Source organism: Citrifermentans bemidjiense Bem, assembly GCF_000020725.1.
GTDB classification, from domain to species: Bacteria; Desulfobacterota; Desulfuromonadia; order Geobacterales; family Geobacteraceae; genus Geomonas; species Geomonas bemidjiensis.
Window position 1 is genome coordinate 549,667 of the sequence record NC_011146.1, and the last position, 13,266, is coordinate 562,932.

General features: G+C 61.8%; 11 protein-coding genes. 10 read left to right on the forward strand and 1 reads right to left on the reverse strand.

The window, feature by feature from the left end; translation table 11 throughout:
* Positions 1-165: 165 nt before the first annotated feature.
* From GBEM_RS02250 to bfr, 9 genes are all read left to right on the forward strand, one after another.
* Complete coding sequence (locus GBEM_RS02250) at positions 166-1,689, forward strand: mercuric reductase (protein WP_012528893.1); 1,524 nt, start codon at positions 166-168, stop codon at positions 1,687-1,689.
* A 159-nt stretch (positions 1,690-1,848) separates the two neighbouring features.
* Entirely contained in the window at positions 1,849-2,523 is a 675-nt protein-coding gene (locus tag GBEM_RS02255) for a TVP38/TMEM64 family protein (RefSeq protein ID WP_012528894.1), read from the forward strand.
* A gap of 166 nt (positions 2,524-2,689) precedes the next feature.
* The gene (gene pdhA / locus GBEM_RS02260; RefSeq protein WP_012528895.1) at positions 2,690-3,745 is read left to right on the forward strand and encodes a pyruvate dehydrogenase (acetyl-transferring) E1 component subunit alpha; all 1,056 of its coding nucleotides are present in this window, start codon (positions 2,690-2,692) and stop codon (positions 3,743-3,745) included.
* Between the two features lies 1 nt (position 3,746).
* Positions 3,747-4,709: an alpha-ketoacid dehydrogenase subunit beta gene (locus GBEM_RS02265; RefSeq protein WP_012528896.1), complete on the forward strand. Its 963-nt coding sequence runs from the start codon at positions 3,747-3,749 to the stop codon at positions 4,707-4,709.
* A gap of 185 nt (positions 4,710-4,894) precedes the next feature.
* On the forward strand, positions 4,895-6,115 hold the full coding sequence (locus GBEM_RS02270) for a dihydrolipoamide acetyltransferase family protein (RefSeq protein WP_012528897.1): 1,221 nt from the start codon (positions 4,895-4,897) through the stop codon (positions 6,113-6,115).
* Between the two features lie 408 nt (positions 6,116-6,523).
* Positions 6,524-7,348: a rhomboid family intramembrane serine protease gene (locus GBEM_RS02275; protein WP_012528898.1), complete on the forward strand. Its 825-nt coding sequence runs from the start codon at positions 6,524-6,526 to the stop codon at positions 7,346-7,348.
* A 168-nt stretch (positions 7,349-7,516) separates the two neighbouring features.
* Positions 7,517-8,146, forward strand: a complete 630-nt coding sequence (gene upp / locus GBEM_RS02280; RefSeq protein WP_012528899.1) for a uracil phosphoribosyltransferase — start codon at positions 7,517-7,519, stop codon at positions 8,144-8,146.
* Between the two features lie 66 nt (positions 8,147-8,212).
* Entirely contained in the window at positions 8,213-9,490 is a 1,278-nt protein-coding gene (locus GBEM_RS02285) for a uracil-xanthine permease family protein (protein ID WP_012528900.1), read from the forward strand.
* 364 nt (positions 9,491-9,854) lie between these two features.
* Complete coding sequence (gene bfr / locus GBEM_RS02290; protein WP_012528901.1) at positions 9,855-10,322, forward strand: bacterioferritin; 468 nt, start codon at positions 9,855-9,857, stop codon at positions 10,320-10,322.
* A gap of 97 nt (positions 10,323-10,419) precedes the next feature.
* Here the strand turns inward: bfr and GBEM_RS02295 are convergent, their stop codons facing one another.
* Positions 10,420-10,863, reverse strand: a complete 444-nt coding sequence (locus GBEM_RS02295; protein ID WP_012528902.1) for a PAS domain-containing protein — start codon at positions 10,861-10,863, stop codon at positions 10,420-10,422.
* A gap of 279 nt (positions 10,864-11,142) precedes the next feature.
* Between GBEM_RS02295 and GBEM_RS02300 the strand changes: the two genes are divergently transcribed.
* On the forward strand, positions 11,143-13,224 hold the full coding sequence (locus GBEM_RS02300; protein ID WP_012528903.1) for a methyl-accepting chemotaxis protein: 2,082 nt from the start codon (positions 11,143-11,145) through the stop codon (positions 13,222-13,224).
* Positions 13,225-13,266: the final 42 nt, after the last annotated feature.

The following is a 13,266-nucleotide window of genomic DNA, read 5'->3' on the forward strand; positions in this document are numbered from 1 at the left end:
AAGGTGGGATTGCTATCTGCCAGCCGCTGAGAAGATGATAAGGTAATTGGCGGAAAAGTTCACCCTGAATTATCCTCGCCTAAGTTGCTGCTTTGCCCATGCGAGCGGCTACTGTATCTTCACTATGTTAATGCATTGAGGAAAACCTTGCAAAGGATGACTGCGATGAGCGACCAATTTGTGTTTCAGCCGGACACGGCGGAGAACAGGGAACTTGAGGCCAACGTGTGCCCGAAAAGTTGGATCAACCCGGTGCCATCGGGACGTTACAACCTGGTGGTGGTCGGCGCCGGGACCGCGGGCCTTGTCTGCGCCGCTGGGGCGGCTTCGTTGGGGGCGCGCGTGGCTCTGGTCGAGCGGCTGGCTCTCGGGGGAGACTGCCTGAACGTCGGCTGCGTCCCGTCGAAAGCGCTGATCCGTGCCTCGCGTGCCGTCTTCGATGCCCGTCATAGCGGCGGCTTCGGCGTAGTCGGGGGCGACGCGCTGCTGGCCGATTTTGCCGCGGCGCTGCAGCGGATGCGCAGGTTGAGGGCCGGGATCAGCCGCCACGACTCGGCGCTCCGCTTCCGGGATGAGTTGGGTGTCGACGTCTACCTGGGACAAGGGACCTTCACCGCCCCGGACACCCTCCAAGTCGAAGGGGCCGCGCTCCATTTCGCCAAGGCTGCGCTCTGCACCGGCGCCCGGGCGGCCATCCCCCCGGTTCCGGGTCTGGAGGAGGCGGGATGCCTGACCAACGAGACGGTCTTCTCGCTCACCTCGCTTCCCGCCAGGCTTGCGGTGATTGGTTCGGGCCCCGTCGGTTGCGAGCTGGCGCAGGCCTTCGCCCGTTTCGGAAGCAAGGTGACCCTGGTCGAGCGGGGATCTGGGATTCTGGGGCGCGAGGACCGCGATGCGGCCGCTATCCTCGAAACGGCTTTCCGGCGTGAGGGGATCGAACTGGAACTCGGGGCGAAGCTCGTCAGGGCCTGGAGCAGCGGCTCGGAAAAACGGCTTCTCCTGGAGCGGGACGGGGTAGGGTTCGAGATTGCCGTCGACGCCATTCTGGTCGGAGCGGGGCGCGCGCCCAACACCGAGGGGCTGGGGCTCGAGGCCGCGGGAGTGGAATACGACAAGAGCGGGGTCAAGGTGAACGATTACCTGCAGACCACCAACCGGCGCATCTATGCCGCCGGAGACATCTGCTCCGGCTACAAGTTCACCCACGTAGCCGACGCGCAGGCGAGGATAGTGATAGAAAACTCTCTTTTTCCGGGGAGGAGGAAGAACTCCAGCCTGACCGTGCCGTGGTGCACCTATACCGACCCCGAGGTGGCGCATGTCGGGATGTACCAAGCGGACGCCCTGGCGCGCGGGTTGAAGGTCGAGACCCTCACCATCCCCTTTGGCGATGTGGATCGTGCCGTCCTGGACGGGGAGAGCGAAGGGTTTGCGCGGGTGCACCTGAAAAAAGGGAGCGACGTCATCCTGGGCGCCACCATAGTCGCGCGCCACGCGGGGGAGATGATCGGCGAGGTCGCCCTTGCCATAAACGCCGGCTTGGGGCTCTCCGCCATAGGGCGCACCATCCATCCCTACCCCACTCAGGCGGAGAGCCTCAGAAAGCTTGCCGACAGCTACAACCGCGGCAGGTTGACCCCGCGAGTCAAGAAGCTGATGGGGGCATGGCTTCGCTGGCAAAGGGAATAAAAACCAGATAAAGATAAAGTGAGATTAAGATTAAGATTGAGATTGAGATTGAGATTGAGAAAAATCACTTCTCAGTGTACGTAGATCATCTACCGATAATTCTTTCTCTTAGTCTTAATCTCAATCTCAATCTTTATCTGCAGTTAGGAGCCGCTCCGCATGAACCTGAAAAAGATCCTCATACTTGTCGCTGCCGTCATCGCAGTGGCGCTCTTCTTCTACCTCGACCTCGGCCGTTACCTGACCCTGGAGTCGCTCAAGGCCAACCGGCAGGCGCTCATCCAGTACTACGCGGCGCACCAGGCCGCCACCGTCGCCGGGTTCATGGCACTTTACATCCTGCAGACGGCGCTCTCGCTTCCCGGTGCAGCCATTCTGTCGCTCGCGGCAGGCGCCATCTTCGGCTCCCTCGCCGGGACCTTCTACGCCGTCATGGCCGCAACAGTCGGAGCGACGCTCGCTTTCGTGGTGACACGCTACCTGCTGCGCGACCTCGTGCTCGACAAGTTCGGACCGAAACTGGAGGGGCTCAACCGGGAGCTGGAAACGCGCGGTTTCAATTACCTGCTCTTTCTGAGGCTGGTGCCGCTGTTTCCCTTTTTCCTCATCAACCTCGCGGCCGGCCTCACCCGGCTGCCGCTACGCGTCTTCGTCCCTGGGACGCTTATCGGGATCATCCCGGGAGGGTTCGTCTTCGTGAATGCCGGGGCGAGCCTCGCCACCATCAACTCCCTCTCCGACGTCGCCTCTCCCCGGGTGCTCGGTTCTTTCGCGCTCCTCGGGCTCTTCGCACTAGTCCCGGTGATCTACGGGAAGATTAAAAAGAACGCCTAACTCCCCCACTCCCGCGCTTCTAATAATCTCATTCATTAGCCCCGTGCCCCTTGCGGGGGCGGGGTCGAAAGTCCCTCCTTTTTTTAAACTCGTTTTTGACATCCTCCAAGTGTGCATTTACACTCTCGTAATTCTTTGATCGCCACCTCCGCGGAAGGGGCCGACCATGCCCGAAGAAGTCCTTGCCACTTTCCAAGTTAAACGCGTAAGCGTTCTTAATGAGAACGGCAGCGCCGATCTCGACCTCATGCCTGAGTTGTCGGCTGACCAGATCTGGCGCATGTACCAGCTCATGGTGCTCTCGCGCTGCTTCGACGAGCGTGCCGTTTCGTTACAGCGGGAGGGGCGCCTGGGAACCTACCCGCCCATACGGGGACAGGAGGCGGCCCAGGTGGGGAGCGCCTTCGCGCTCAAGGCCGACGACTGGGTGTTCCCCTCTTTCCGCGAGATGGGGGTGCACCTGACGCTGGGGTATCCCATCCCGCAGCTCCTCCAGTACTGGGCCGGCGACGAGCGGGCCCAGAAGACGCCGCCGCAGCTGAACATCTTTCCCTTCTGCGTGGCCGTCGGAAGCCAAATCCCCCATGCTGTAGGGGCTGCGCTCGCCGCCCGCTACCGGCGGGATTCGGCCGCCGTGGCGGTCTACTTCGGCGACGGGGCGACATCGAAGGGGGACTTCCACGAGGCGATGAACATGGCCGGGGTCTACCAGCTGCCGATAGTCTTCATCTGCCAGAACAACCAGTGGGCCATCTCGGTCCCGCTCAAGGGGCAGACGGCTTCGGCGTCGCTGGCACAGAAGGCGCTCGCCTACGGGTTCGAAGGGGTGCAGGTGGACGGCAACGACGTCCTCGCGGTCTACCGCGCCACCAAGCAGGCGCTGGAAAAGGCGACAAGCGGCGGTGGCCCCACCTTCCTGGAATGCCTCACCTACCGCATGGCCGACCACACCACGGCCGACGACGCGGGGCGCTACCGCTCCGACGAGGAGGTGGCGCTTTGGAATGGGCGGGATCCCATCCTCAGGCTGGAGCGCTTCTTAGCTGCGAGCGGCGCCTGGACCCCGGAACAGGGGAGGGGGGTCAAGGAGGAGGCGACCTCGCTGATCGACCGGGGGGTAGGGGAGATGGAGGCTGTACCGCCCCCCGACCCGGCAGAACTCTTCGACGCGACCCTGGCGGCACTCACACCGCGGCAGGCCGGGCAAAGAAAGGGACGCTGACATGGCGCAACTGAACATGGTACAGGCGATAAACCAGGCCCTCGCCGACGAGATGGCGCGCGACGACCGGGTGGTGCTCCTCGGGGAGGACGTGGGGCGGGACGGCGGGGTGTTCCGGGTCACGGATGGGCTCCAGGACCGGTTCGGAGCGGAACGGGTGCTGGATACCCCACTGTGCGAATCGGCCATCATGGGGGCCGCCATCGGGATGGCCGCTTATGGGCTCCGCCCGGTGCCGGAGATCCAGTTCATGGGTTTCACCTACTCCGCCTTCGAGCAGCTCTTCGCCCATGCGGCAAGGCTTCGCTCCCGGTCCCGCGGGCGTTACAGCTGTCCGCTGGTGGTCCGCACACCCTACGGCGGCGGAATCAAGGCGCCGGAGCTGCACGAGGAAAGTACGGAGGCGATCTTCTGCCATATCCCCGGCCTCAAGGTGGTGGTGCCGTCCGGTCCCTACAACGCCAAGGGGCTGCTTCTGGCGGCCCTGCGCGACCCGGACCCTGTTTTGTTCCTGGAGCCGACCCGGCTTTACCGCATGGTGAAGGAGGAGGTGCCGGAGGGGGATTATCAGCTGGAGTTGGGGAAGGCGCGGGTAGCGCGCAAAGGCTCCGCCGTTACCGTCGTCGCCTGGGGGAGCATGCTGGAGCGGGTGCTGAGGGCCATCGACGGCTACGACGCCGAGGTGATAGACCTCCTCACCCTGAACCCGCTGGACCTGGAGGCGCTGCTTTCTTCGGTGCAGAAAACCGGCAGGGCGGTCATCGTTCACGAGGCGATCAAGACCTGCGGGCTCGGCGCCGAGATTGCGGCGACCCTGGCGGAAGAGGCGATGCTGCACCTGCGCGCGCCGATTCTGAGGGTGACTGCCCCCGATGTGCCGGTACCGTTGGCGAAGTTGATCGATCAGTACCTGCCGGGCCCCGACCGGATACGGGCCGCGCTGGACGAGGTGCTGAAGTACTGACAAAAGCCGGAGCAAACGGCGAAATGCGGAACACAGAGGGCACGGGGGTTCACGAAGGCCACAGAGGTTTTCTCGGGAAAAGCAAAGGCTCTCACCACAGAGGAACACAGAGGAAGGCAAAATCTGAAGGCTTTGTTGTTGCTCTTTGCTCCCTGGTCACGCTTTTCGGTTTTGAGGGGTTCACTATGTCTATCGATTTCAAACTCCCCGATCTGGGCGAAGGCATCGCCGAGGTGGAACTGCGCCGCTGGCTGGTGGCGGAAGGGGATGCTGTTGCGGAACACCAGCCGCTGGTCGAGGTGGAGACGGACAAGGCGGTGGTCGAGGTCCCATCCCCGCGCGCCGGTGTCGTCGCCCGCCTTCACTGCAAGGAGGGGGAGACGGTTCAGGTCGGCGCCACGCTGGTGACTTTCGCCGAGGCGAAGGAGGCCGCCAAGAAAGAGGAGCCCGAAGGGGAGCGCAGGCCGGCGCAGCGCCCGCCCTCGGTCGGCATCGTCGGCTCGCTGCCGGAACCGGAGGAGGAGGCAACTCCGGCCGCACCGGCGGGGTTCGAGGGACTGGCGACCCCGATGGTGAGGAAGATGGCCCGGGAGCGGGGTATCGACCTGAAAAGCGTGCGGGGCACCGGGCCGCGCGGCTGCATCAAGCCCGAGGATCTGGACCAGGTTCCCCTGGCGGCGCAGAAAGCGAAGCCGGCGCCGCCAGACGGGGAACGGGTGCCGCTCAGAGGCCTGCGGCGTACCATCGCCCGGAACGTGCTGGCCTCCCAAAGGACCACCGCCTTCGTCACCAGCATGGAAGAGGTCGACATTACCGACATATGGGAGATGCGGGGGCGCGAGCAGGGGGAAGTGGAGTCGCGGGGGGCGCACCTGACCTTCCTCCCCTTCTTCATCAAGGCGGTCCAGCATGCGCTGCGCGAACACCCGCTTTTGAACGGCTCCATCGACGACGAGGCGCAGGAACTGGTGCTGAAAAAGCACTACCATTTCGGGATCGCGGTGGACACCCCGGAGGGGCTCATGGTCCCGGTGATCCGGGACGTGGACAAGAAGAGCATCATCGAGCTGGCGCAGGCGGTCCAGGAACTCGGCCGCAAGGCGCGCGAGCGGAGCATTTCGTTGGAGGAACTGCGCGGCAGCAGTTTCACCATCACCAACTACGGCCACTTCGGCGGCACCTTCGCCACTCCCATCATCAACTGGCCCGACGTCGCCATCATGGGCTTTGGGCGCATCGTAGAACGCCCCTGGGTGCACCGGGGCCAGATCGCCATCAGGAAGATCCTGCCGTTGTCGCTCACCTTCGACCACCGCGCCACCGACGGCGCCGACGCCGCCAGGTTCCTGGGCAAGGTGCTCCGCTACCTCGAGGACCCCGCGCTCCTCTTCCTGGACAGCGCCTAGCCCGGGCCGTCGCCGTTTCGGGCCCGGCAGCACCAGCACCAGCGCCCCTCCCAGCCCCCCCCCAGCCCCCCCCAGCCCCTAGCCCCTAAAGCGGATCACATCCGGGGCCGCGGCCGGAACCAGTAAGTCGCCCATACTCCTTCTTTGGCTGAATAGATCTGTATCACTTTACTTGGGCCGAAATCATCAAGCTGGATCTCTGTCATAAAATCCCTCCTCTTTGTTGATCGGGTTCCTTTGAGCGAACCCGTAACATCCAACATCTCAAGTGGGTGCCGCAATGACTGCATTTCCGTTTTCTATGTCAGAGATGCTGGCTGTTTCTTTGAAAACTTTCCTTTGATTTTGTTGTTTTATCAAGGTGAAATGGTACAGTGGGGGGCAGCCGAAATTACAGGGGTATTCCAGATGAGTTCCACAAAGTGTTCCAGATGCGGAAGACAGATAGATGCCAGGGAGCCTCAGTGCATCTGGTGCGGTGCGCCGCGTCCAAGCTTCGGCGCCAGGTTCAGAGAGATGCTGCGCGGAGGGCTCGATGCAGGCTTTGTGGTGCAGGCGATCATCGCTGCCAATGCGCTCTTCTACCTACTCTCGCTGCTGGTGAGCGGCAGGCGCGGGTTCGACATGAACCCCCTGAGCTTCCTGTCGCCGGACCAGAACAGCTTGCTGCTGCTGGGCGCCACGGGCACGATACCGGTGCTGGAGCTTGGGCGCGTCTGGAGCCTCATCTCCGCCAACTACCTGCACGGGGGGCTGCTGCACATCCTTTTCAACATGATGGCGCTGCGCCAGATCGGCCCTTGGGTCAGTGCGGAGTTCGGCGCGAGCCGCATGTTCGTCATCTATACCTTGAGCGGCGTTGCCGGCTACGTCGCCTCCTTCTTTGCCGGGATCCCCTTCACCATCGGCGCTTCCGCCTCCGTCTGCGGCCTGATCGGCGCCCTTTTCTATTTCGGCAAGAGCCGCGGCGGCAATTACGGCGCGGCCGTCTCCCGCGAGGTGAGCGGCTGGCTGATCAGCCTGGTCCTCTTCGGCCTGATCATGCCCGGCATCAACAACTGGGGGCATGGCGGCGGCGTAGTGGGGGGGATCGTGCTGGCGAAACTCCTGGGGTACCAGGAGCGGAGCCACGAGAACAGCGCGCACCGCCTGCTGGCGCTGATCTGCGTCGTCGCCACCGTGGCCGTCCTTTGCTATGCCGCCTATTTTTCCCTCGCCTACCGGTTCAGCTGAACCAGAAAAGGGGACAGGCTACTTTTAAAAAACAAAAAGTAGCCTGTCCCCCTTTTTTTTCGCCCTCCCTCCCGACTGTGCCCAATTGGTCGCGTCTAATGCGCAACTGCTTGTTTGTATGGATAAATTCCGGTATGGTTACATCAAAATTTTTGCCGGGAGATCCTGATGAGTGTCCACGAAGTAAACCATCCGTTGGTGAAGCACAAGATCGGCCTGATGCGCGAGGCCGGGATCAGCACCAAGAAGTTCCGCGAACTCACCTCGGAGATCGCCTGCCTGCTAGCTTACGAGGCCAGCAGGGATTTCCAGATCGAGCCTAGAACCATCACCGGCTGGGACGGCAGCAAGGTAATGATCCAGCAGTTGAAAGGGAAGAAGGTGACGGTGGTCCCGATCCTGCGCGCCGGCATCGGCATGCTGGACGGCGTACTGGACATGATCCCCAACGCCAAGGTGAGCGTGGTGGGGCTGGCCCGCAACGAAGAGACGCTGGAGGCGCATACCTATTTCGAGAGGTTCGTCGGGAGCCTGGACGAGCGTCTTGCCCTCATCATCGACCCCATGCTCGCTACCGGCGGGTCCATGGCCGCCACCATAGAGATGCTCAAGAAGAACGGCTGCCTCCAGATCCGCGTCCTTTGCCTCGTCGCCGCTCCGGAAGGACTGGCGAAGATCACCGCTGCCTACCCGGAGATCGACATCTACGTCGCGGCGATCGACGAACGGTTGAACGAGCAAGGGTACATCCTCCCTGGCTTGGGAGACGCCGGCGACAAGATCTTCGGCACCAAGTAACGCACCCGGCTGCAACCAAAGCGGGGGCGTTCCCTCCCGTATCACTTTCCTAGCGAGGTCAACTGCATGTCACAAGCAAAAGAACCGGTATGGCGCCAGGCGCTTTCCGGAGCGCAGATCCTTTTTGTCGCGTTCGGGGCACTGGTGCTGGTGCCGATTCTCACCGGGCTCAATCCGAGCATGGCGCTTTTGGGCGCCGGCGTGGGCACCCTCATCTTCCAGCTCTGCACCAAGCGCGAGGTCCCCATCTTCTTAGGCTCCTCCTTCGCCTTCATAGCGCCCATCGTCTACAGCGTCCAGACCTGGGGGATGCCGGCGACCTTGGGCGGGCTCTTCGCCGCGGGATGGCTCTACCTCGCGCTCTCCCTGGTGATCTACCTGCGCGGCGCGGATTTCATCCACCGCATCATGCCTCCCGTGGTGGTGGGCCCCATCATCATGGTCATCGGCCTGGGACTTGCCGGCGTCGCGGTCAACATGGCGATGGGCAAAACCGGAGACGGCAAGGGTGTGCTGGTCGATTACGAAACCGCCATCCTGGTGGCGGCGGTCTCGCTTGCCACGACCGTCGCGGTGGCCGTGCGCGCCAAGGGGATCTTCCGGCTCTTGCCGGTACTCTCCGGCGTCGCCGTCGGCTACGTCCTCTCCATCTTCCTGGGGCTGGTCGATTTCACCAAGATCGCCGCCGCCCCCTGGATCGAGGTGCCGACCTTCGTGACCCCGCAGTTCAACTGGGCGGCTGTCCTGTTCATGATCCCGGTGGCGCTTGCCCCGGCCATCGAGCATGTCGGCGACGTCGTCGCCATCGGGGCTGTGACCGGCAAGGATTACACCGTGAAGCCGGGCCTGCACCGCACCATGCTGGGGGACGGGCTCGCCGTCTGCACGGCCGCGCTGATCGGCGGCCCACCCGTCACCACCTATGCCGAGGTGACCGGGGCGGTGATGATCACCCGTTGCTACAACCCGGTCATCATGACCTGGGCCGCAGGCTTCGCCATCGTCATGGCCTTCTTCGGCAAGTTCAACGCCATCCTGCAGTCGATACCGGTGCCGGTCATGGGGGGGATCATGATGCTCCTCTTCGGCTCCATCGCATCGGTCGGTCTCAACACCCTGATCCACGCCCAGGTCGACATGCACCGCCCGCGCAACCTGGTCATCGTCTCGCTGGTTCTGGTCTTCGGCATCGGCGGCCTCAGCCTCAACGTTGCCGGGCAGCACCTGCACGGCGTCTCGCTCTGCGGCATCGCGGCAATCCTGCTCAACCTCGTCCTGCCCAAAGGCGAGGCACCACCGATGGGAGTTGAGACGGACGATGCGGAGCCGGAGACGGTCCCCTGATTTCATTCATCCTGGCGCGCCGGCCTCTGCCGCCGGCGCGCCAGCTTTTCCCCTGTACCGCCCCTTCCCCGTCGCCTCCCCAACCCGTGTAGCGTGCCCCTTAGGTACCCCTATATTCCGATCTCCCCCATCTCTCCTGGGTTACGCTCCATCGCCTTCATTCTGTAACCATCCTTTACTGACAGCAGTGAAATCCTCTCTCACAGCACCACCTATTGGCATTGCCAATCAGTTCTCGCTCGATATACTCATATTCGCTTTAAATTAACGAGTGCTAATGTTTACCGAGGGAGCGTAACGCCAAGGGTGTCGGAACGTCGAGCGGTCCGGCGGCTGTCAACTCGCAGATAAAAGGAGGTCTTCCATGAAGGGGAATGAAAGGGTGATTGAACAGTTGAACGTGCGCCTGGCCGAAGAACTGACTGCGACCAACCAGTACATGGTTCACGCGGAGATGTGCGAGAACTGGGGCTACAAGCGGCTGCACGCGAAGATCAGGGAGAGGGCGATCGTGGAGATGAAGCATGCCGAGAAACTGATCGAGCGGATACTCTTCCTGGAGGGGAGACCCATCGTCAGCAGGCTGGATCCGATCCATATCGGAGGCGAGATCCCCAAGATGCACCAGTTCGACCACGCCCTCGAGGAGACCGCCATAAAGGGGTACAACGAGAGCATCAGGCTTGCGGTGGAGCTGGGCGACAACGGGACGCGCGAGTTGCTGCAGTCGATCCTGGACCAGGAAGAGGAGCACATCGACGATATCGAGGCTCAGCTGGACCAGATCGTCCAGATGGGCGTGCAGAACTACCTGGTCGACCAGGTGGGGTGAAGACGCACCTCCTTACCATCTCGGTCGTGAAAAGGGCTCCGGAGTCAAACCCCGGAGCCCTTTCTTTGTTGATGGCTCAAAACGTGTTGTACCGGCCTCAGCTCTGGCCCAATTCCTTTTCCAGCTCCGCAACCCTCGCCCGCAGCGACTTTTCCTTTTGCCACTTGGCAGTTACGTCCCGCATCACCGCTGCGGTCCCGGCAACCCGGCCGTCTGCGTCCCTGATGATGGTCATGGAGAATTCCGACGAAATGCGGGTACCGTCCTTGCGCAGGGCGGGGGCCGCGAGGAGATCGGTCTGATAGTGGGTGTAGCCGGTCTCCATCACCCTGAAGTACCCTTCCCAGTGGCGGGCGCGCTGGTTCTCCGGGATGAAGATGTCCAGCGAGCGGCCGATCGCCTCCTCCGCAGTGAACCCCAGCATCCGCTCGGCTCCCTTGTTCCAGAGCCTGATTACCCCCTGCCGGTCGGAGAAGATGATGGCGTCGTTGCACTCTTGCACCAGTTGCCGGTGCAGTTCATCGTCCTGTAATTCATTCATGGAACACCTCCGCGTGCTTTTATAAGAGCATATCATCACTTGCACTGACAGGCCTTGATTCAGGTCAAATAGCGGAAAATTGCAGCGTCTGTATGAAAAAAGGAAAGAGACAGTTGAGGCAAGGCAATCGTGGCGGTTATGCCTGAATCAAATCTGTCGGGAAGGAGTTTGCGTTGCTTAAAATAAAATAATTGTAAGCCCAGCCTCTAAAGTAGAAAGGCAGGTTGCCGATACTCCTACCAAAGAGGCGTTGGCAAAGGATTATCCGGGGGAGGCCTGATGTTCAAGAACAAACTGATGCACAAAATACTGTCGATAATAGGGATCAACCTCTTTATCGGCATCACCATTGTCGGTTGCCTCGCCATTTGGCTGCAGTACCGATCAAGCATGGAGTTGCAGGCCAAAAACAGCCGTAACATGGAAGCCGTCATCGCCGAGGAGGTCGCGGCCTTCATGATGAAGGATGATTCCAAGTCGGTGGCGAACCTGGCCAAGGTGGCCAAGGAGAAACGGTTCGGCTTCGATGTCCAGGTCTATAACAAGGAAGGGAAGGATACTGTCTCGGAGAAGGTGGACCGGCAGGTGGCCGACAGTCTCGCCTCCGGCAAGCGGATGGAGATCAGGCAGGTTCTGGACGGGATACACACGCTCCGCTCGGCGGTCCCGCTTTTGAACGAGGAACGCTGCAAGCAGTGCCACGACGGCTCTGACAAGTACTTAGGCGCGCTGCTCCTCACGTCTTCCATGGAGGAGGGGTACCAGAGCGCGATCAGGATGATAGCGATCCTGCTCGTCGCCGGCATCGTGTTCTTCCTGGCCATGATGCTTTGCATGTACCTCTTCTTCAAGAAGACCGTGGTGCGCGACCTGCTCTTTTTCTCAGAGAAGCTCAAAGACATAGCAGAAGGGGAAGGGGATCTCACCAAGGAGATTCCGGTCCGCTCCAGTGACGAGATCGGGGATCTGGCGCGGCACATCAACCACCTGGTGCGAAAACTCAGGGAGACGGTCACGGTGCTGTACGAATTGGCCGAGAACATCTCCATCTCCCTTTGCCATGTCTCCAACCGGGCGCAGAAAACGGTGGGCTACTCGGCCGAGCAGAAGGACCGTTCCGAGACGGTGGCGGTGGCTACCGAGGAGATGGCTGCCACCCTAAACCTGGTCGCCGGCAACACGCACCAGGCTGCGGGCTTCTCGGCTGAGGTGGATGAGGCCGCCAACCGGGGGATGTCGGTTGTGGACGACGCCTGTCGGAGTATCGTCTCGGTGCGGGAGAACGTGGCGCAGACCCTGGATACGGTGGGAAAACTGGAATCCTCGTCGGCGCAGATAGGCGACATCATCAACCTGATCGAGGACATCGCGGACCAGACCAAACTGCTCGCCCTCAACGCCGCCATCGAAGCGGCCCGGGCCGGGGAACATGGACGCGGCTTTGCTGTCGTCGCCGACGAGGTGAAGATGCTCTCGGAAAAGACGGCGACCTCCACCAAGGAGATCGCCAAGATCATCACCAACATCCAGCTGGAAAGCCGCGAGGCGGCGAGATCCATCTCGCAGGAACAGGAACGGGTGGAAGACGGCGTCGCCAAGTCGACGGCTGCCAGGGAGTGCCTGGAGAAAATCCTCGGTCTGGCAGGCGAGACGGCGCAGCTGATAAACCAGATCGCCTCGGCCACAGAAGAACAAAGCGCCACCACCAACGAGATTGCCGACAAGATCCACAACGTCTCCGAGTCAGCCTCGAAGGTGCATGCGGACATGACTCAGAGCGAAAAGGCGTTCATGGAGCTGACCGGGGTGGCGGAGCAGATCTTCTCCACGGTAGGCAAGTTCAGCGTCGGCAACCGTCACGACGAGATGAAAGGTGCGGTCTGCGAGTTGCGGGACCGGTTCCTGGCCGCCATAGATGCGGGGGTTGCTGCGGGAAGGATAACCATGGCCGACCTGAGCGACAGGAACTACCGCCCCATCCCGAACACATCGCCGCAAAAGTACAACACCGCCTTCGACAGTTTCTTCGACCAATTCATCTCGCCGCTCCAGGAGGAGACCCTGTCCAAAAACGGCGACATATTCTTCGCCATATGCGTTGACGACCGCGGCTACACCGCGAGCCACAACCTGCGCTATTCCAAGCCCCTCACCGGCGACCCCGATCTGGACCGGGTGAACAACCGCACCAAGAGGATCTTCGACGACAAGACCGGGTTGAAGGCGGCCCAAAACGTCGAGCCGTTCCTGCTGCAGACCTACATGAGGGACACCGGCGAGGTCATGAACGACATCTCCACGCCGATAAGCATCAACAACCGCCACTGGGGCGCCGTGCGCCTCGGCTACCGGGCGGAGTAGCGTTGCCCTGCGGATAGAGCAAAACCGAAAATAAAACAGGCC